The 19,140-nt window shown below is 68.6% G+C and carries 20 protein-coding genes and 1 pseudogene; 14 read left to right on the top strand and 7 right to left on the bottom strand.

What is annotated here, in order from left to right; all coding sequences use genetic code 11:
* Window positions 1-67 precede the first annotated feature (67 nt).
* The 3 genes from C477_RS17795 to C477_RS17785 all read left to right on the top strand — a co-directional run bounded on the left by C477_RS17795 (window position 68) and on the right by C477_RS17785 (window position 2,504).
* A complete protein-coding gene (locus tag C477_RS17795) occupies window positions 68-583 on the top strand; it encodes an NUDIX hydrolase (RefSeq protein WP_008895922.1) in 516 nt (171 codons plus the stop codon).
* A 160-nt stretch (window positions 584-743) separates the two neighbouring features.
* Entirely contained in the window at window positions 744-1,880 is a 1,137-nt protein-coding gene (locus tag C477_RS17790) for an alpha/beta hydrolase (protein ID WP_008895921.1), read from the top strand.
* A 168-nt stretch (window positions 1,881-2,048) separates the two neighbouring features.
* Window positions 2,049-2,504 (top strand): GNAT family N-acetyltransferase, encoded by a 456-nt coding sequence (locus tag C477_RS17785; protein WP_008895920.1) that lies wholly within the window; start codon window positions 2,049-2,051, stop codon window positions 2,502-2,504.
* A 21-nt stretch (window positions 2,505-2,525) separates the two neighbouring features.
* Here the strand turns inward: C477_RS17785 and C477_RS17780 are convergent, their stop codons facing one another.
* The 3 genes and pseudogenes from C477_RS17780 to C477_RS17770 form a co-directional block, all read right to left on the bottom strand.
* On the bottom strand, window positions 2,526-3,191 hold the full coding sequence (locus C477_RS17780; RefSeq protein ID WP_008895919.1) for an HD domain-containing protein: 666 nt from the start codon (window positions 3,189-3,191) through the stop codon (window positions 2,526-2,528).
* Window positions 3,192-3,260: 69 nt separating this feature from the next.
* A pseudogene (locus C477_RS17775) lies at window positions 3,261-4,052 on the bottom strand (SDR family oxidoreductase).
* 63 nt (window positions 4,053-4,115) lie between these two features.
* On the bottom strand, window positions 4,116-5,489 hold the full coding sequence (locus C477_RS17770) for an NRAMP family divalent metal transporter (RefSeq protein ID WP_008895916.1): 1,374 nt from the start codon (window positions 5,487-5,489) through the stop codon (window positions 4,116-4,118).
* A 134-nt stretch (window positions 5,490-5,623) separates the two neighbouring features.
* On the opposite strand from C477_RS17770, the gene C477_RS23865 reads away from it, so the two are divergent.
* Window positions 5,624-5,770, top strand: a complete 147-nt coding sequence (locus C477_RS23865; RefSeq protein ID WP_160168026.1) for a hypothetical protein — start codon at window positions 5,624-5,626, stop codon at window positions 5,768-5,770.
* Window positions 5,771-5,812: 42 nt separating this feature from the next.
* On the opposite strand, the gene C477_RS17765 is transcribed toward C477_RS23865, so the two are convergent.
* Window positions 5,813-6,154, bottom strand: coding sequence for a cupin domain-containing protein (locus C477_RS17765; RefSeq protein ID WP_049914656.1), 342 nt, complete (start codon window positions 6,152-6,154; stop codon window positions 5,813-5,815).
* 214 nt (window positions 6,155-6,368) lie between these two features.
* Here C477_RS17765 and C477_RS17760 point away from each other — a divergent pair, with 214 nt between their 5' ends.
* Both C477_RS17760 and C477_RS17755 read left to right on the top strand, forming a co-directional pair.
* Window positions 6,369-6,893, top strand: coding sequence for a DUF5817 domain-containing protein (locus C477_RS17760; protein WP_008895914.1), 525 nt, complete (start codon window positions 6,369-6,371; stop codon window positions 6,891-6,893).
* Window positions 6,894-6,976: 83 nt separating this feature from the next.
* Window positions 6,977-7,351: a hypothetical protein gene (locus C477_RS17755; RefSeq protein ID WP_008895913.1), complete on the top strand. Its 375-nt coding sequence runs from the start codon at window positions 6,977-6,979 to the stop codon at window positions 7,349-7,351.
* A 62-nt stretch (window positions 7,352-7,413) separates the two neighbouring features.
* On the opposite strand, the gene hmgA is transcribed toward C477_RS17755, so the two are convergent.
* Complete coding sequence (gene hmgA / locus C477_RS17750; protein WP_008895912.1) at window positions 7,414-8,640, bottom strand: hydroxymethylglutaryl-CoA reductase (NADPH); 1,227 nt, start codon at window positions 8,638-8,640, stop codon at window positions 7,414-7,416.
* Between the two features lie 57 nt (window positions 8,641-8,697).
* Window positions 8,698-9,096, bottom strand: a complete 399-nt coding sequence (locus C477_RS17745) for a hypothetical protein (RefSeq protein WP_008895911.1) — start codon at window positions 9,094-9,096, stop codon at window positions 8,698-8,700.
* A 381-nt stretch (window positions 9,097-9,477) separates the two neighbouring features.
* Here C477_RS17745 and C477_RS17740 point away from each other — a divergent pair, with 381 nt between their 5' ends.
* The 5 genes from C477_RS17740 (at window position 9,478) to C477_RS17720 (ending at window position 13,882) form a co-directional block, all read left to right on the top strand.
* A complete protein-coding gene (locus C477_RS17740; protein ID WP_008895910.1) occupies window positions 9,478-11,067 on the top strand; it encodes an amidohydrolase in 1,590 nt (529 codons plus the stop codon).
* A 103-nt stretch (window positions 11,068-11,170) separates the two neighbouring features.
* Window positions 11,171-11,830 carry a helix-turn-helix domain-containing protein gene (locus tag C477_RS17735; RefSeq protein ID WP_008895909.1) on the top strand — a complete coding sequence of 220 codons (660 nt, stop codon included), beginning with the start codon at window positions 11,171-11,173 and terminating at the stop codon, window positions 11,828-11,830.
* Window positions 11,831-11,893: 63 nt separating this feature from the next.
* Window positions 11,894-12,235 carry a HalOD1 output domain-containing protein gene (locus C477_RS17730; RefSeq protein ID WP_008895908.1) on the top strand — a complete coding sequence of 114 codons (342 nt, stop codon included), beginning with the start codon at window positions 11,894-11,896 and terminating at the stop codon, window positions 12,233-12,235.
* A 36-nt stretch (window positions 12,236-12,271) separates the two neighbouring features.
* Window positions 12,272-13,252 carry an LLM class flavin-dependent oxidoreductase gene (locus C477_RS17725; RefSeq protein WP_008895907.1) on the top strand — a complete coding sequence of 327 codons (981 nt, stop codon included), beginning with the start codon at window positions 12,272-12,274 and terminating at the stop codon, window positions 13,250-13,252.
* A gap of 159 nt (window positions 13,253-13,411) precedes the next feature.
* Window positions 13,412-13,882: a DUF2267 domain-containing protein gene (locus tag C477_RS17720; RefSeq protein ID WP_008895906.1), complete on the top strand. Its 471-nt coding sequence runs from the start codon at window positions 13,412-13,414 to the stop codon at window positions 13,880-13,882.
* A gap of 340 nt (window positions 13,883-14,222) precedes the next feature.
* Here C477_RS17720 and gfo6 read toward each other — a convergent pair whose 3' ends face one another.
* Window positions 14,223-15,293 (bottom strand): D-xylose 1-dehydrogenase Gfo6, encoded by a 1,071-nt coding sequence (gene gfo6, locus C477_RS17715; RefSeq protein ID WP_008895905.1) that lies wholly within the window; start codon window positions 15,291-15,293, stop codon window positions 14,223-14,225.
* Between the two features lie 204 nt (window positions 15,294-15,497).
* Between gfo6 and nadA the strand changes: the two genes are divergently transcribed.
* From nadA to nadC, 3 genes are read left to right on the top strand one after another with little or no spacing between them, the layout of a single operon-like run.
* The gene (nadA, locus tag C477_RS17710) at window positions 15,498-16,631 is read left to right on the top strand and encodes a quinolinate synthase NadA (RefSeq protein ID WP_008895904.1); all 1,134 of its coding nucleotides are present in this window, start codon (window positions 15,498-15,500) and stop codon (window positions 16,629-16,631) included.
* Window positions 16,632-16,640: 9 nt separating this feature from the next.
* Complete coding sequence (locus C477_RS17705; RefSeq protein WP_008895903.1) at window positions 16,641-18,188, top strand: L-aspartate oxidase; 1,548 nt, start codon at window positions 16,641-16,643, stop codon at window positions 18,186-18,188.
* 6 nt (window positions 18,189-18,194) lie between these two features.
* Window positions 18,195-19,118 carry a carboxylating nicotinate-nucleotide diphosphorylase gene (nadC, locus tag C477_RS17700; protein WP_008895902.1) on the top strand — a complete coding sequence of 308 codons (924 nt, stop codon included), beginning with the start codon at window positions 18,195-18,197 and terminating at the stop codon, window positions 19,116-19,118.
* Window positions 19,119-19,140: the final 22 nt, after the last annotated feature.

Genomic DNA, 19,140 nt, shown 5'->3' with positions numbered 1-19,140 from the left:
ACGGGTCGGAAGCGCCGGTTCGATCGGGATCAGTAGCTTTTCGGGTCGGTGTCGACGCGTGTTACCCATGAGTCCGACCCTCGATCCCGAACCCCTCTGCGAGCGCGACGACGTCGACGTCCAGACCGAGATGCGGACGCTCACCCGAACCGAGTTCGAGACCGCCCGCGACCTCGAGGACCACCTGACCCTCGGCGTCGCGAACGACGCCGGCGAGGTGCTGCTGGTCGCCGACGGCGTCCGCGGCTGGACGCTGCCCGGCGCGCCGGTCGGCCCGGACGACGACTGGGACGCCGTCGCCCGCCGCTCCCTCGAGTCGCTGACCGGCGCCGACGCCGGCATCGCCGAGTCGGTGCGCGTCCGGCGGGTCGAGTTCGAGCGAGACGGCGACGCGGATCAACAGCGGACGACCTACGACGTGCTCGTCCGGACGGCGTCGGTTCCGGGCCGGCCGGTCGCCGACGAGCCGACGGTCGCCGGGGAGGACGTGACGGACCTCGTCTGGCTCGATCGCGTCCCCGAGGACGCGTCCGGCGCGATCGCGGCCGACATCGAGGCGGTCCTCGAGCGGTCGGCGGAGTAGCGTCTCGACGGCGGACGACCCGGTCGCCGATTGGCCCCCGGGATCGATTACGGCGGTCGAGACAGTTCACCGACCAGTACCGTTCTACAACCCGAAATCGGCGTTCCCGAAACCATCAACTATCCTTATTCGCCGCCGCGGAAGATTGGGATATTGACACATGACGGACGATCGCGATCCATCGGTGACGCCCAGACGAGCGTTTCTCGCGGGAACCGTCGGAACGGCACTGGTCGGGACCGCCGCGGGTGCAGTCGGAGACGACGGGGACGCCAGCAAGAACGAACGGGAGCACCGTATCGGCTGTAACGGACAGCGAAGCGGCGCCGACGCGCGGCTGCCGACCGCCCACGATCTGACGATGGACGACGGCCACCGCCTTCGGCTCTGGGAACGGACGACCGTCGACGACCCCGAGGAGGCCGTCATCTTCGTCCACGGTTCGACCTACGGCGCCGTCTCGATGTTCGATCCGCCCCTCGGCGACGAGTTCGGATGGCTCCCCTCCGTCGCGGCGCAGGGACAGGCCACGTTCGCCCCCGATATGCGCGGCTACGGCCACAGCGAACCGCCCGCGGAGTACGACGAGCCGCCGGAGGCGAACGCGCCGCCGCTGTCGTTCGAACGCGAGGCGCTCGACATCCTCGAGGTGACCCGCTGGCTCCGGGACGAGCGCGGCTTCGATCGCGTCCACTACGTCGGTCTCTCCGGCGGGACCTGGCGCGGCCGCGCGGTGTACGAAGTCGGCGATCCCGACTACGCGACGGTCACGCTCGCGGGCGGCTCGTTCGGGACGCTCGAGATCGGCGCCGATCCCGAGGGGCCCGCGTACGCGACCCAGGAGCGCTCTGCGTTCGTCGAACGGTGGAACGCGGAACTCCCCGACGGCGCCGACCGCGACTACTGGATCGGCGGCGCGGAGTACACCGCCGACGAGGTCCAGGCCGCGGTCTGGCGGGCGATCTACGAGACGAACCAGGCGATCGACGGCGGCGAGGCGTCGGAGACGCCTCGAGAGGGCGGTGAAACCGCCTCCGAGGAGACGATCATCGCCCCGTTAGTCCGCCAGGAAAGCGAGTACCACCCGCGGCAGATCGACGATCCGACGCTCGTGATCCGCGCCTCGAGCGACGGCATCATCTCCCGGGAGGGCGCGTTGAACCTGTACGACGCCGTCGGCGCGACCGACGACCGGAAGCGGTACGTCGAGATAGCTGGCGGGACGCACTTCATCTTCCTCGAGCGCAAACGCCGGGAGTTCTTCGACGCGGTGCATCACTTCCAGACGCGGTACTGATCGGCCGACGGCACCGAACGCTGGGCCTCCGGGATCCCGGCCCGGCATCCGTCCGGTGTGCGTCGCGTGTCCGGTGAGGATCCGCTCGAACGCGAGTCGGGGGCGATTTCGACGACGAGTGGCGCGTAACGGTAACGGTTTCACGGACGGATCGCTTACGGCCCCCGCATGGACGACACGGACGACCTCGAGGTGCGCGTCGCCGACACCGAACGCACGCGCGAGGACGCCTTCACCGTCCGGCAGACGGTGTTCGTCGAGGAACAGGGCGTCGACGAGGAACTCGAGTACGACGAACACGACGAGACCGCGACGCACTTCGTCGCCTACGACGGCGACGAGCCGGTCGGCGCCGCCCGCCTCCGGGAGTACGCGGACGGCGTCGGCAAGGTCGAACGCGTCGCCGTCCTCGAGTCCCGCCGGGAGGACGGCGTCGGTCGCGCGGTGATGACCGCCGTCGAAGACCGGGCTCGAGCGGACGGCCTCGAGTCGCTGAAACTGCACTCGCAAACGCGGGCGGCCGGCTTCTACCGCAGTCTGGGCTACGAACGGTACGGCGAGGAGTTCGAGGAGGCCGGGATTCCCCACGTCGAGATGCGGAAATCGCTCGAGGAGTCGGAGTAGACGCCGTCTCGCTCGAGCCGGTTACCGCTCTCCCTCGACCCCGAGTTCGTCGGCGAAGCGGGCGAAAAACGACTCCGTGAACTCCCACCGGGACGCTCCGAGCCGACGGCCGGGGTCCGTGTACAACTCGTCCAGCCGCTCTCTCGCCCACTCGCGGAGGAGCGAGACGTCCGGACGGTCCGCCGTCGCCGGCCGCTGCACCGACGAGTCGTCGATCACCGCGTGTTTCTCGCCCGTTCGACCCGATCGCTCGCCGACGATACAGGCCAGCCGGACGATCCCGACCGCGCCGGTCGCGTCCAACTTGTCCGCGTCGAAGAGCAACTTCGCCTCGAGGGTTTCGGGTTCGGGGGAACTGGCCCGGATACTGTGCGCCCGAATACAGTGTTCGATAGCAGCGATTCGGTCAGTCGCTACGCCTTCGGCCGCGAGCAGGTCCGCCGCTTCGCCTGCACCCCATTCGTCGTGATCGTCGATCTCGCCCGTTCGCTCCAACGGACGCCCGATGTCGTGTAACCACGCGGCCGCCGATAGCACGTCTCGATCGACGGCGTCCCCGCACTCGTCCGCTAATCGAAGCGAGAGATCGCGGACGCGATTGGCGTGGAAGCTATCGTGTGCGGGGAGGGCGGCCTCGTAGTACGGAATCGATAGCTCTCGAGCGAGCGCTTCTAATTCCCGTTCCATCTCGTGGAAAGAAAGCGACCCTCAGTATAGTAGTTGTGGGATGGACGACAGGAGTGAGGGCCAAACGCGCTATCCGAGCCGCTGCTCCCACTCCTCGGCGGGCATCGACTCGCCGCTGACGCCGTCGGGGCCCTGCGCCGCGAGGAGCACGGCGGCGTCGTTCATCACGTCGGGATCGAGGATTTCCTCGCGTTCCTCGTCGGGGAGGTGCGCCCAGATGTCGGTGTCGACCCGCCCGCCCGGATCGAGCGCGTTGGCGTTGATACCGCGGTCTTCGCCCTCGAGCGCGGTCGTTCGGGTCAGGAGCGTGGCGGCTCCGCCGCCACGTTATAAGGTTGTGGACCTCTGGTCCGCAACCCTCCCCTCGAGTCCCCCACTTCGAACTGACGTAGGGGCCCGCGCCGACGATGGCGTTTCGACCGAGCCCCGAGGAAATGTTAATAACGTTACCGTGGCCCTGCTCGTCCATGTGGGACAGCGCGGCGCGAGTAAAGAGGAACACACCCTTGAGGTTGACCTCGAGGACCGTGTCCCAGTCGTCCTCGCTGATCTCCTCGAGCCGATTTCGGCCGTCGTACATCCCGAGCAGGCTGACGCCGGCGTTGTTGACCAACGTGTCGACCCGGCCGAACTCGTCGATCGTTCGGTCGACGACCTGTTCGACGGCGTCGGCATCGCGGACGTCCGCGGGAACGACGAGCGATTCACCGACAGGTCAGCGGCGATCTCGGTCATGCGCTCCTCGTCGCGGGCGGTGAGGACGACGCGGGCGCCCTCCGCGGCGAACCGTTCGACCATCGCGCTGCCGAGGCCGCGGCTCGCGCCCGTGACGACGATGACGTCGTCTGCTAACGCTGGCATGCGCTGAGTGTCGGTCGCGAACGGCTTGAAAATTGGTCCGCGGAACGCGAACGGGGATCCGTCCTACGCCGCGAGTCGCTCGCGACCGTACTTGCCGGCCAGGCCGACGATCGCCAGCGCCATCGCGGCGGCGAAGACGACGACGAAGGCCGAGGCCGGTTCGGCGATCGTCTCGAGTTCGCCCTGGACGAACTCGCCCGCGAGGACGGCGGCGACGGCGAACAGCGCGAGTCCGCCGACGTTCGCGGGCAGCGAGTTCGTCTCGGGGACGACGTCGGGATCGTTCAGGAGCACGAGGAGCACGGCGATGGCGAAGGGCGTTCCGACGAGTCCGAACGCCAGCGTGAGCACGAGGAGCTGGAAGAACGTCCCGCCGAGGAAGGCTCCGACGGCGGAGATAAGCGCGAAGCCGGCGATCGCGGCCCGGTAGCGGCCGTCGTCGGTGGAGCGCTCCCAGCCGAGTTTGTCCGCGAGCAGGTACGGCGGGACGATCGTGTTCCCGCCGAGGGTCGACACCGCGGCCCCGAGGAGGCCGGCGAGGAACACCCAGGTGGCGTACTCGCCGGCGACCGGGCCCAGCGTCTGTGCGGCGCCCACGCCGTCGATCGTCGCGGGGTCGACGCCGGCCGACGGGAGGACGCTCGCCGCGACGAGAAAGACCGCGAGGCTGAAGGCGCCGAACGCGAGGAGCATCGAACTCGCGACGTCGACGAGCGCGGTGTCCGCGTCGCGGACGGTCCAGCCGCGGGCGCGCATCGTGTAGCTCTGCATGGTCAGCAGCGTAATGTGGACCGCGCCGCCGAGGATGCCTGCGGCGACGAGGGCGCCGTCGACACCGGCCGGAATCGCGGGGACGAGCCCGGTCGCCGCCGCGCCGGGATCGATCGGCGCGACGAACGCGGCCGCGAGGAACGCGACGACGACAATCGAGACGAGCACCTTGGCCCCGGCCTCCGCGAAGCGGTAGCCGCCGCCCGCGAGTCCCAGCGCGAGGAGGACGGCCCACGCGACTCCCCAGAGGCGCGGATCGGTCAGCGCGGCGACACCGACGCCCGCTTCGGCGGCTATCGTCGCGCTGACCGACGCGAGCGTCTTCATGATCACGATCTGGGCCAACCCCGCGGCGAGCACGGCGTCGACCACGAGCACCCACGCCCAGAACGAGCCGAGGTGTCGTTCGGCGACCGAAACGATCCCCGCCTCGGTGAGCAGCCCCAGTCGCATCGCGAGGTACTGCCCGACGGTGCCGAGGATCGCCGAGAGGACGACGACCCACAGCAGCGCGTACTCGAAACTCGCCCCCGCGACCAGCAGGCTGCCCATCGTCGCCGGCCCCGCCGCGATCGCGCCGGCGAGCCACGTCGGCCCCAATCGCTCGAGATGCGTCCCGATGCGTCCGATACCCCGAGAGTTCGATGACGTCGACTCGGTTGCCATTGCCCCACCTTGCGAGTTCAACTGTATAACTCCGTGGTATTCTGCAGTGAACCATCGGCAGGGGAGAGGGAATAGCCGGCGAGCGGACCCGGCCTGTTACTACTATGGCCGTTCGGCTCGAGTACTCCGCCTAAATGACAGCGGAGCAATCAGATCGCGCCGTCGGGCTCGGACAGGGTCTCGAGAGCCGACGGCGGCAGCTCGCGGAGAGCGTCGCGCCGCTCGCGGAGACACCGCTTCGGGTCGGTGTCGCGCTCACCGTCGTTGCCGCGCCGTGGTGATCACCGGATTCTGCGGTCGCGAAGCGTGCCCTCTCGAGCGGCTCAGTCCTCCTGCCAGCTTGGATTCTCCCGCGGCGGGCTGAAGATGTCGACGCCGCGGACGGTCTCGTCGCCGCGGTTCTCGGCCGCGTGGGGCTGGTCGCCCGGAATTGCGTAGGAGTCACCGGGCCCGCAGACGGTCTCCTCTCCTTCGACGAGAAACGTGAGTTCGCCCTGCACGATGTAGCCCGTCTGGTCGTGGGGGTGGCTGTGCTCGTCGACGGTCGCGCCGGGTTCGATCTCGAAGTGCTGGAGGTTCATCGAGTCGGTGCCGGCCAGCAGCGCCAGGTGGACGCCGTCGGCGGCTTCCGACGGCTCGCAGTCGTCGAGTGACACGCGTTCCATACGAAGAGCACCGGCGACGAGCCACATAGGTCCGCCGGTCCCGGCGATCGGCCGCCGGACGCCGACTACCGACCGTCAACTGCGAGCACGGGCTCGAGACCACGCTCGCACGTCGATTCGAACCGTCGACTCGAGACGATCGGAAGCCGCCTCGTCGTTTCACTTCCGCCGCGCTTGCCGAACCTTGAACTGCCGGGCGCCCCGACTGCGAGCCATGTACGCCGTCGTCGGCTGCAGCGAGTGTTCGAACCTCTGGATCATCGAGGGTCGCTCCGAGACGACCCAGTGTCCCCGCTGCGGCGCGCGGAAGGCCTACGAGAAGCGCAAGAAGTTCGTCGAGACCGAGGACGCCGGCCACGCCCGCGACGTCCGCGCGTCGATGCTCGCCAACCGGCAGGGCGAGGGCGAGGCGTTCGCCGAACTGGACTCCTTTAACGCCCTCGAGGACCAGGTCGCCGACGGCGTCGTCGACGACGACGAGTACCTCGAGGAATCCGGCCTCGACGTCGACGAGGTCTCGGCCGCCGGCGAGCGCGACCCGCGGGGCCCGACTCGCAGCGGCAGCAAGAAGGAGATCGTCGAACGGGCACTCGAGGACCTCGAGCGGCCGACCGAAGACGAGATCGTCGACTACGCCGGCGAACGCGGCGTCTCCGCGGAGTACGTACAGGACGCACTCGAAAAGCTCGTTCGCCGCGGCGAGGTAAGCGAGAGCCGCGGTCGGTATCGACGGCTGTAGCGGCCTTCAGGCGACGAGGACCCAGAGACGAGCGACGCGCCGGAACGGCACTGCTTTGCACCGCGGGCGCCAACGGCGAGTGAATGGCGGAGACGATAGACGTCCAGGAGCAGGCGATCGGTGCCGGATCGATAGCGGCGCTCGCGCTCGTCGCATATGGTCGGTTCATCAACGAAACGCTGTTCGGCGTCGACGCGACGACGCTGGGGCTGGGTGCCTTCGCCGCGACGTTCGCCGCCGTCGCCCTCCTCCACGGCGCGTACGGGCGGCGTGACTTCGCGGTCTCGAACGCGGTTTCGGCCGTCGGGCTGGGGCTGGTCACGTTGGCCTCGAGCCTGCTACCGATGCTCGTCGGACTCGTGCTACTCGTCGGCGCCGGCAGTTACACCGCGCGAACGACGATTCGCGCTCGGAACGAAGCGACGGAGGATCGCGAGGCCGCGCCCGAGAACGCGTAGCCGGACCGTCTCGGCGGTCGAATTCTACCCGCAGTGAAAACGAGTGTGAGTCGGGAGTCAGTTCACCGACCGAGGTCCTCGTGTGCGCTCGCCAAGTGTCGCGAGGACAGCGCGCCGAGCAGGGAGAGTTCGCCGGCCAGCGCGCCGACGGCGATGATCTCGGCTAAGGCGTCGGCGTTCGAGCCCGGCGGGTCGCCGCCGCCGCGGAGGCCGAGCACCTCGAGCGCCTCGGCCTGCGTCGGCAGTTTCGTGCCGCCGCCGACGGTTCCGACCTCGAGGGAGGCCAGCGAGACGCTGGCGTAGAGGTCGGTGGTGCCGCCCTCGTTCTCGCGAGCGTCCATTGTGGTGATCGCGTTCGCGGCCTCGACGACCTGGGCCTCGTCCTGGCCGGTCGCGAGGAAGGCCGCGGCGACGACGTTGGCCGCGTGGGCGTTGAATCCCAGACTCCCCGCCTTGGCGCTGCCCGTGAGGTTCTTGCGCGTGTTCGCCTCGGCGATGGCCTCGGGGGTCGTGTGGAGGCGTTCCTCGACGAGTTCGCCGGGGATCACCGCGTCGGCGGTCACCGAGCGCCCGCGGCCCTCGACGGCGTTGATCGCGGCGGGTTTCTTGTCTGAGCAGAGGTTGCCCGAGAGCGCGACGAGGTCGGCCGGGGTTTCTGCCTCGACGATCTCGCAGGCCTCGCCGGTCGCGATGGTGGCCATGTTCATCCCCATCGCGTCCTTGGTGTCGTAGGCGAAGCGCAGGTAGACGGAGTCGCCGACGACGTACGGTTCGACGTCGATCAGTTCGCCGTGGCTGGTGGTCGACTCAGCGGCTTCGGCCAGCGCCTCGGTGTTCTCGTCAACCCACTCGACGGTCTCGGCCGCCTCAGCGACGCCGGCAACTCGAAACACCGGCGCACGAGTCATTCCGTTTTTCGTCACGCGGGCGTCCGCGCCGCCCGCGGAGCGAATCACGCCGAGTCCGCGGTTGACCGACGCGAGCAGAGCGCCTTCGGTCGTCGCCAGCGGTAGGTAGTGATCACCGGTGGCCGCGCCGCCCGAAACCGGCACGGGACCGACGACGCCCATCGGCACCTGCGCGGCGCCGATCATGTTCTCGATGTTCGGCTCCGCGGTCTCGGCGGGGAACGCGTAGTCGCCGATCGCCTCGAGTTCCGTTGCCGTCTCACGCTCGAGGAGCAGCCGGCGCGCTTCGGCCGCGGTGTCGTGGTCGGCGTGGTCCTCGAGTTCGTGCAGGCGCAACTCGCCGTCGCGGACTCGCTCGACGAGGTCCTCGGGGTCTGTCATGCGTTGCCCAAAACGGCGGTCGGTCCTAAGGATTGCTGATTTCGTACGCGAGGCCGATCACCGCGCCTGCGAGAGGCTCCCCTCGCTCGAGCCGTGGTGCCAGCGCAGCGCCTCGTAACAGACCAGCGCGATGACCGCACCGGAGCCGATGCCCGCGATCACGAGGTAGCTGATCCCCGACGCGTCGTCGGCGAAGGCGAGCGCGAAGACCGCCGTCGCGACGGCGGCGAACTGGACGCGGCTCCGCGTCGGGTCGTCGTCCGCGGTCTCGTCGTCTGTCGCGGCGAGATACAGCTGCGGGACGGCGAGTGCGAGGCCGGCGAAGACCAGAAACGACAGGACCGGATACTCCCGCAAGCCGACGCCGAACTGCTCCTCGACGACGATCGATACGGTGAGCACGAGGATCAACGCCAGGAGCGAGCCGAAGACGATGCGGCCGTCACGATCGATCATACCGGCCGATCCACGAGCCAGCAGGTTAAGCTTGCGCCGGACTGCACGCGCAGCGGTTCGGAGCCGACGGTTCCGTTCGCCCTGTCACAGCCGATCGAACACGCCGCCGCAATTTCGGTGCTCGATCCAACCGCGGACGTCGGCTGACCGACTTCGCAGACGATCCGAAGAGGTTCGAACGGAACGGGACTGTCACGGTAGTAGCCGGTCAGTCAACCGATCCCGGGCGGGACTGAAAGGGGCGACTCGCTGGGCGCCCGCACCCAGCGAGTCGGGGCTTTCGGGTGGGACTGAAAGGGGCTCCCGCGCTCGAGGCCCGCCTCGAGCGCGGGAGGGGCTTTCTCCCGAACCGTTTTGGCCCTCGCCGACACCCTCTCGAGCATGACCGACGCCGCCGACCGCCTGCTCGTGAACGCGGCGGTCCACACCCTCGAGGAGCCCGACCTCGTCCACGAGGCGGTCGCCGTCCGCGACGGCGAGATCGTTCGACTCGGCGACACCTACGAGGTCTCGTTCCTCGAGGGGGTCGAGACCGACGTGATCGACTGCGAGGGCCGGACCGTCCTGCCGGGCTTTATCGACGCCCACACGCACATGGAACAGCTCGGACAGCACCTCGTCCACGCCGATCTCTCGGCAGCGACGAGTCTCGAAGACTGCCTCGAGACGCTGTCGGCCCACGCCGATACCGAACCGGACCGCGAGTGGGTCCTCGGCTTCGGCTACGACGAGAGCGCGTGGGACGGCTCGTGGACGCGACCGCTCACGAGCGCGGAACTCGACCGCGTCAGCGGGGACCGCCCCGTCGTCGCGATGCGCGTCGATCTGCACACCGCCTCGCTGAACTCGGTCGCCCTCGAGCGGCTCGCAGACGACCTCCCCGCGTCCGATCTGCGGCGGGTGGGCGGCGAGCCGACCGGCGTCGCCGTCGAGGACGCTGCCGAGGCCGTCCGCCGGGAGCTGACGGCCGGCCGCGAGGAGATGCGCGAGGTCCTCGCCGCGGCGACCGAACGCGCGGTCGAGTTGGGCGTCACCGGCGTCCACGACAAGGTCCGCGGCTCGGTCGCGCCCCGGGTCTACCGCGACATGGCCGCCGACGGCGACCTGCCCCTTCGCGTTCGGATCGACTACTGGAGCGACCACCTCGAGGCGCTCGAGGAGGTCGGGCTGGCGACGAACGCGGGCGGCGACCGCGTCCGGACGGGCGCGATCAAGTCCTTCTCCGACGGGAGTTTCGGGAGTCGAACGGCGCGGCTCCGGGAGCCGTACGCCGACGCCGGTGCGGACGGAGCGGACGCAGAACACGATGCGGACGAGGGCGACGACCGCGGCCAGTGGGTCGTCGACCCCGAGGACCTCGCCGCGCTGGTCGAGCGCGCCGACGGCGGCGGGTATCAGGTCTGCGTCCACGCCATCGGCGACGCGGCGATCGAGGAGACGCTGTCGGCCCTCGAGTCGACGACCCACCCCGGCGGACGGCGCCACCGGATCGAACACGCGGAGCTGGCGACCGACGACCAGCTCGAGCGCATGGCCGAGGCCGGGATCGTCGCGTCGATGCAGCCGAACTTCCACCGCTGGGCGGACGAGGGCGGCCTCTACGATCGGCGGCTGGGACGCGAGCGGCGGAATCGGACCAATCGGTTCCGGCGGGTGCTCGAGGCCGGCGTCCCGCTCGCGTTCGGCTCGGACTGCATGCCGTTGGATCCGCTGCTCGGGGTCCACCACGCGGTCAACGCGCCGACTGAAGCACAGCGGCTGTCGGTCACCGAAGCGTTGCGTGCCTACACGCGCGGCGGGGCCTACGCCGGCTTCGACGAGGGCCGTCTCGGAACCGTCGCGGTCGGGAAGCGAGCGGATCTAGTGGTCCTCGAGGCGTCGCCGTGGGAGCGGACGGACCGGATCGACGAGATCGACGTGGCGATGACGGTGGTCGACGGCGAGATCGTCTTCGACGGGTTCGACGGCTGACGGCGCGCTCGACCAGCGTGGCGGCGGTCCGAACGGGATTGGGAGTTCCCGTCGACCTCCGGGGACTCCAAGGTTCATGGGTACTGGTAACAAACCAGCCAACATGAGCGAGGCGCGGGTCATCGCCGAAATCACGCTCGTCCACCCCGAGCTGGTGCTCACGCCGACGATTCAGGCGCTGCCCGAGATGACCGTCGAGCTCGAGTACCAGACGATCGCCGGGCCGGGGGAGTACTATCTCTTCTTCGAGACCTACGGCGGCGACTTCGACGCGTTCGGCCGCGTCGTCGCCGACGATCCGACGATTTCGGAACCGACGGTCGTCATCGACGGCGGCGAGTTCCGCGTCTACCGGATGCGGCTGACTTCGGCGGAGCGGCTGGTGTTGCCCCGCGCCGCCGAACTCGGGATGCGAGTCCTCCACGCCACGAGCGGTCGCGGCGGCTGGATCGCGACCCTCGAGGTGCCCGAGATCGGCCGGTTACAGGAGTTTCGAGAGCACTGTCGGGCCAAGGACGTCGACTTTACCGTCGATCGGCTCTATCACGCCGAGGACGGCGACCGGAGCACGAGACAGGGCTACGAGCTGACGCCCATCCAACGGAAGACGCTCGTCACCGCCTACGAACGCGGCTACTTCGAGGATCCGCGGGGTTCCTCGGTCGAGGATCTCGCGGACGCGCTCGGCGTCTCCTCGTCGGCCGTCAGCGGCCGTCTCCGCCGCGGGCTGAAGGCGCTGATCGAGAACTCGCTCGTCCGGTGACCCTTATAAAGTCGGGCATATACCGTCCGCTCCTTCAACGGGTTAGCAACCGTACAACGTGTAATGAACGGCCTTTTCTCAGACCACGAATGTTCACCCGTCCATCGAGTCCATTTCGATCCGACCAATTCTGACCAGCTCTCGAGTGCGATTGTCTGTGCGATCTCGACCGTCGCGGACCGCTCACCGCGGGATATCGGCCCGCTGTGGGAGGCGATCGATCCGGAGGCCCTCGAGCGGCTGCTCGACCACGCGGCCGCACGGGGGGCCGCGGTATCGGTCGGCCTCGAGTTCAGTGTCGACGAGTTCGACATAGTTGTCACCGACTGCGGGGAGATCCTCGTCTACGGCGACAGCAGCGACCACGGGTCCGATGACGACCTCGAGTTCACGTTCGACGGGTAGCTCGATTTTTTCTCGCTGGCTCCCGTCGTCGGGAGCATGGACGTCGGACTCATGGTAACGTCGTTCGGTGATCTCGATCTCGCGGACATCGCGGTCCGCGCGGAGCAACTGGCCTACGACGCCGTCTGGGTCGGCGAACTCTGGGGCGAGAGCGGCGTCGTCCAGCTGACCGAGATGGCCTGTCGAACCGAGGAGATCGAGCTCGGGAGCGCGATCTTGAACGTCTACTCGCGGTCGCCGGCCGTGCTCGCGATGACCGCCGCGTCGCTGCAGCGGGCCTCGGACGGCCGGTTCACGCTCGGCGTCGGGACCAGCACGCCGAAGGCCGTCGAGGACCTCCACGGGATGGCATTCGATCGCCCCGTCCGGCGGGCCCACGAGACGATCGAACTCGTCCGCGCGTACACCGCCGGCGAGGGCCGCGTCGACTACGACGGCGAGGTGCTCGCGGCCGCCGACTTCCCGTCGCTCGAGGCCCCCGTGCCGATCTACCACGCCGGTCTCGGGCCGGCGAACCGGCGGGTCGTCGGCCGGCTCTGCGACGGCTGGATTCCGCACAACATTCCCTTCTCGCACCTCGACGAGGCGTTCGAGGAAGTCGCGGACGCGGCCCGCGAGCGCGACCGCGATCCGAGCGAGATCACGATCGCGCCCTACGTTCCGTCGGCGGTCAGCGAGGACCCCGAGGAGGCCCGGAAGACGCTGCGCCGACACATCGCGTACTACGTCGGCAGCGGCGAGGGGTACCGTCGAGCCGTCGCGACGGCGTACCCAGAGCGCGCGGACCGCATCGCCGACGCCTGGCGCGACGGAGAAAAAGGCGAGGCCGCCGACGCGGTGACCGACGCGATGCTCGCCGACCTCGGCGTCGCCGGCACGCCCGACGATGCGCGCGAGCAGCTTCGGACGCTCGTCGCCGACACGGGAATCGACCACCCCATCGTCGTGGTCCCGGAGCCGGCCTCGAGAGCCGTCGTCGAGACGACGATCGACGAACTCGCGCCCGACCAACTCTGAGCAGGGCGGCTCGACGGGCGGTTCTCGCTCGTCTCGAAGGGCGCGATCACCCGTCTCGAAGCGAGCGAGAATCGCCTCACAGGCCTTGCCAATCCCGGTATGACGTTTTTGGAAAGCTCTCTCCACAGTACCGGGCGAGGAGCCGTCCTCTGAGTTCCCATGTCCCAGGAGAAGACCAACTACACGGACTTCGTCGGCGAGGTACAGCACCGCATCGAGGCCGGGACCCAGGCAGAGGCCGTCCGGACGACGCGAGCCGTCCTCGAGACGATCGGCGAGCGCGTCGACGAGGGCGGCGCGACGGACATCGCCAGCCCGCTGCCCATGGAGGTCGACCGCTACCTCCTGCAGGTCGACCACGGACGGCAGTACGACTTCGACGAGTTCGTCGGACGGGTCCACGAGCGGCTGAACTACGCCGACCTCGATCTCGACACCGGCTACGGGAAGCCCGCGGAAATCGACGAAGCCGAAACGGTGTTCCGGATCAAGGCGGTCACCGCCCTGCTCGCCGAGACGGTGCCCGGCGGCGAGCTCGCCAACGTCGAGGCGCAGTTCCCCGACGAGTTCGACGAGCTGTTCGAACTGGTCGACGCCGAGTCGACGCCGTGGGAGGAAGCGTCCTCCTGACGGGTCGGTAGTCCGTTTTCTTCTCGGAGTGAAAACCCGTGATCTGACTCGAGCGACGAATCGCAGATCGTCGTCATTGCGGCGGCGTGTGCTGTCGGGCGTCCGAACGCCAGTGAGGACGCCCGACGATACCGCGCGAGGGATGAGTAAACGAGCGAAGCGAGTGAGCGAATCGGTTGGGGAGGGTGTGGCCCTCCCCGTTGCCAGCGCGAGCAGTCGTTGACACCCTTGTCACCGTACCGTTTTGACAGCCCGGTTCCGCTCGTACCGACACGACAGCCAGCGTCGATCCTCGAGGTCCGACGCTCAAACCGTCACTCGAGTCTCGCCGAGCGAGCCGTCACTCGAGCTCTACCCGACACCCCGTCTCAGCGGACTCGTAGGCCGCCTCGATCGTCTCGAGATCCACGAGGCCGTCCTCGCCGTCCGGTTCCGGGTCCGTTCCCGTCAACACGCAGTAACCGAAGTAGTCGAACTCCTCGCGGACCTCGTCGACCCGCGGGCCCGTGTACTCCATGCAGACGTCGCCGCTCTCGACGATCATCTCCTGGGGGACGACGCCGCCGAACGGCGACTCGACGTGGATCTTCCCCTCGGTGCCGATCAGGTCGAGCTGGCTGCTGGCGTGGGCGTCGAAGCTGGCCGTACACGAGGCCGTCGCGCCGCTGGCGAACTCGAGCTGGAAGGCGACGTGCTCGTCGACCGCGTCGAACGGCGGGCCGCTCGAGTGGGTCGTGGCGTAGACGCCCGCGGGGTCGTCCCCGAGGACGAACCGGATCGTGTTGAGCGGGTAGACGCCCAGATCGACCAAGGCGCCGCCGCCCGCGAGGCCGGGGTCGAGACGCCACGTGTCGGGGCCGGCGCCCTCGAGCAGCGGGTGCGAGAAGCCGCCGTGAACCTGCACGATATCGCCGATGACGCCGCTGCGGACGAGCTCCCGCGCCCGCCGGATCGTCGGCTCGGTCTGCAGCCGATAGGCCGTCATCAGCGTCACGCTGGCCGACTCGCAGGCGTCGACGATGCCGACGGCCCGCTCGCGGGTCGTCTCGAGGGGCTTCTCGCAGACGACGTGTTTCCCGCGCTCCGCGGCGGCAACGGTGTACTCGCCGTGGGTGGCGTTCGGCGTCGCGACGTAGACCGCGTCGTAGGTGTCGGCGTGGTCGCCGGCCAGGAACGCGTCGTAGCCGAGAACGTGGGGAACGTCGAACGACTCGGCGACAGTCCGCGCGCGATCGGGCGAGCCGGAGACCAGCGCCGTCGTCTCGCAGTACTGCCCCTCCGCAATCGCCGGGAGCGCGCGCTGCCGGGCGAAGCCCCCGACGCCGACGACGGCGAGACGAACCGTTCCGTCGGGCGATTCCTCCTCCCAGTCCCGCCGGGTGAAGTGTGAAAACACCTCCTCGAGTGCCATACCGTCTCTAGGGACGCGAGCGGAAAGGCGCTACTGCAAGAACGGGTGACTGTCAGCGGAGGTAACCTATTGATCGCCGCGAACCTCTGGTGATCCGTTTTCGGCTCGGGTATCCCTCGATGGTATTCCGCCGGTTCTCAGTATCGAAGGAAAAACTTCTTCAACAGAGCGGTGTGACGTGGAGTTACCCACAGGTGACGTGAAATGGTCAAAATGGAAACGGCGGAGCTGGAGACCGATCTGAGTCTGTTCAAATACGATAATCTCGAACAACTACCGCCTCGATACCGCGATCTCGAAGAAGACGAGCGCACGGAGCGCATCGAGGCGGCGCTCTCCGAACTCGGCGACGACGTCGTAATCTTGGGGCACAACTATCAGCGCCGGGAGATCGTCGAGCACGCCGACTTCATCGGCGATTCCTACCAACTCTCCAAGGAGGCCGCGAACGCGGACGCCGAGTACGTGATCTTCGGCGGCGTGACGTTCATGGCCGAGAGCGCGGACATCATCACCGACGACGAACAGACGGTGATCCTCCCGAGCATGGAGGCCTCGTGTCCCATGGCCGGGATGGCCGAAGCCCTGCAGGTCGACAGCGCGTGGGCCGAGATCACCGACGCGGCGCCCGATGCCGATATCGTCCCGATCACCTACATGAACTCCTACGCGGACCTGAAGGCCTTCTGTGCGAGCCAGGGCGGGCTCGTCTGCACCTCCTCGAACGCCCACGAGGCGTTCGAGTACGCCTTCGATAAGGGCGACAAGGTGCTGTGCCTCCCCGACAAACACCTCGGGGAGAACACGGCCCACCGGCTGGACATGGAAGACGAGATCGCCGAGTGGGATCCGTGGGATCCCGAAGGGAAAGACGCCGACGAGGTCGCCGAGAGCGACATCATCCTCTGGGACGGCTACTGCCAGGTCCACGAGCGGTTCCGCGAGGACCACATCGCCGAGATTCGGGCGGAACACCCCGAGGCGAAGGTCATCGTCCACCCCGAGTGTCGCCGCGAGGTCGTCGAAGCCGCCGACAAAGCGGGCTCGACGAGCACGATCTGCGAGACCGTCGAAACCGCCGACCCCGGCGAGACGTGGGCCATCGGGACCGAGATCCACCTCACTGAGCACCTCCAGCGCTGGCACCCCGAGGTGAACGTCCTGCCGCTCTGTGGCGACGCCTGCATGGATTGCAACGCCATGCGCCAGATCGACCCTAACTACCTCACCTGGGTGCTCGAGGAACTCGTCGAGGGTCAGGAACGAAACGTGATCGAAGTCGCGCCCGAGGAGAAGGAACTCGCCGAAGTCGCGCTCGAGCGCATGCTCGAGATCTAATTCGAAGCCATGACCGACACACAACACCCAACGCGGGATGCAACGCCGGAGACCGCGGGCGTTCTGGTCGTCGGCAGCGGGATCGCGGGCTGTGCGGCCGCGCTCGCGGCCGCCCGGGAGGGCGCCGAAGTCCTCCTAGTGACGAAAGCCGAGAAACCAGACGGCGCCAGCACCGACTGGGCGCAGGGCGGGATTTCGACGACTCGAGGGGATCCCGAGAGCCTGAAACGCGACATCCTCGCGGCCAGCGACGGGACCGCGGATCCCGATGCGATCGACGTACTCGTCGAGCACGCCGACGACGCCGTCGAAGACGTGCTGCTCGAGACCCTCGGGATCGAGTTCGACGAAACAGGCGACGGCGAGTTCGACTATACCCGGGAGGCCGCCCACTCCGACCATCGCATCCTCCACGTGGACGCCGCGACGGGCACGCACATCCTCCGGCCGTTTCTGAATCACATCGACGCGCACGACCGAATCGAGGTCCGACAGGACACCGCCGCGCTCGACCTGATCACCCACGAGGGTCGAGTGCACGGCGTCCTGACCGACGAGGAGCCCGACGGCCACCCCGTCTTCGCCGGGACGACGGTCCTCGCGACCGGCGGGATCGGCGCCCTCTACACGCGCTCGACCAACCCCGACGACGCGACCGGCGACGGGATCGCCATGGCCGCGCTCGCGGGCGCCGAGGTCGAGGACATGGAGTACGTGCAGTTTCACCCCACGGCGTATGACAGCGAGGAACCGTTCCTGCTCTCCGAGGCGCTGCGCGGCGAGGGCGCCGTGTTGCGCAACGGCGAAGGGGAGCGGTTCATGGACGACTACCATCCCGATGCCGAACTCGCGCCGCGGGACGTCGTCGCCCGCGCCGTCGAAACGGAGCGCGAGGAAACCGGCGAGGTCGTGCTGGACGCGAGTACGCTCGAGGGCGAGTTCGCCGAGGAGTACCCCGCCATCGCCGAGAAGTGCCGCGGCCGCGGGATCGAGGGCGACGAGATCCCGGTCGCGCCCTGCGAGCACTTCCTGTGTGGCGGGATCGCGGTCGACGAGAACGGACGAACGTCGCTCGATCGACTGTACGCCGTCGGCGAGTGCGCCCGCACGGGCGTCCACGGCGCCAACCGGCTAGCGAGTACGAGCCTGCTCGAGGGCCTGGTCTGGGGGCTGCGGGCCGGTGCAGATGCTGTAGATTCCGGCGCCGAACCCGAGGTTGTCGAAGCGCCAGACCTCCGGAACAGCGACCCCGACCTGCCCGAGCGGTTCGCCGCCGAGAAGTCCGTCCGGCTGAAACGGACGATGGACGAGTACCTCGGCCTCGAGCGCGACCCCGACGAAATCGCCCGCGCGAGCGCCGTCCTCCGACGGCTCAAGGGCGAGGTCGACGCCTACATTCGGACGCGGACGGCGCGGGATCTCTACGAACTCCGGAACGCCTGCGTCGTGGCGCTGCTGATCGCGCGGGCGGCCGGCGAGAACACGACATCGACGGGCTGTCACTACGTCGTGAGCGACGACGGGCCGACGCCCGAAGTCCGAGAGGCCGACGACTGACTACCGATGATCACCGACGCACAGGTCGAACACTGGCTCCGCGAAGATGTCGGCCACCACGACGTGACCAATCAGGTGCCCGGCGAGACCACCGGACGACTCGTCGCAAAGGAATCGGGCGTCGCGGCGGGCCTCGAGGCGGCGACGGCCGTCTTCGGGTACCTCGACAGCGCTGTGACCGATCGAATCGAGGACGGCACCGCCGTCGATCCGGGCGACGAACTGCTCCGCGTCGAGGGAGCCGCACGCGAGGTCCTGCGAGGCGAGCGCGTCGCCGTCAACCTCGCGGGCCACGCCTCGGGAATCGCCACGCGAACGAACGAGGTCGTCGAACGCGCTCGCGAGGCGCAACGCGTTCGAGAATCGCTTTGCGATTCTCGCAGCCCATCAGAAGTGCAAAGCACTTCTGAGGACGCCTCGGATACGCGAGCGGCTACCGGCCGCGAGCAGAGCACCGAATCCGACGACGTTCGGATCGCCGCGACTCGCAAGACCACGCCCGGCCTGCGCGGCGTAGAGAAGCGCGCCGTCGTCGCGGGCGGCGGCGACACTCACCGTCTCGACCTCTCGCACATGGTCATGGTCAAGGACAACCACGTCGCCGAGATGGGACTCGAGGGCGCGATCGAACACTTTCGGGAGCGAGCGTCGTTCGCCACGAAACTCGACGTCGAGGTCGAGGCCGTCGAGGACGCGCCGCGGGCCGCCGACGCGGGCGCCGATATCGTCCTGCTGGACAACATGAGCCCAGCGGAGACGCGGGAGGCGGTCGATCTGCTCGCCGACTACGCCGCGCTCGCCGAGGCCAGCGGCGGCATCACTCTCGAGACCGTCGCCGACTACGCCGCCACGGGCGTCGATGTCATCTCGATGGGGTCGCTGACCCACTCGGCGCCGTCGCTGGATCTCTCGTTCCGGACGGGCGACTGACGGCCGAGGGACCGAGCGATTG

The organism is Haloterrigena salina JCM 13891 (genome assembly GCF_000337495.1).
Lineage (GTDB): Archaea > Halobacteriota > Halobacteria > Halobacteriales > Natrialbaceae > Haloterrigena > Haloterrigena salina.
Note: the sequence above shows the minus strand (reverse complement) of the source record. Positions and strands in the feature narration are given on the sequence as shown.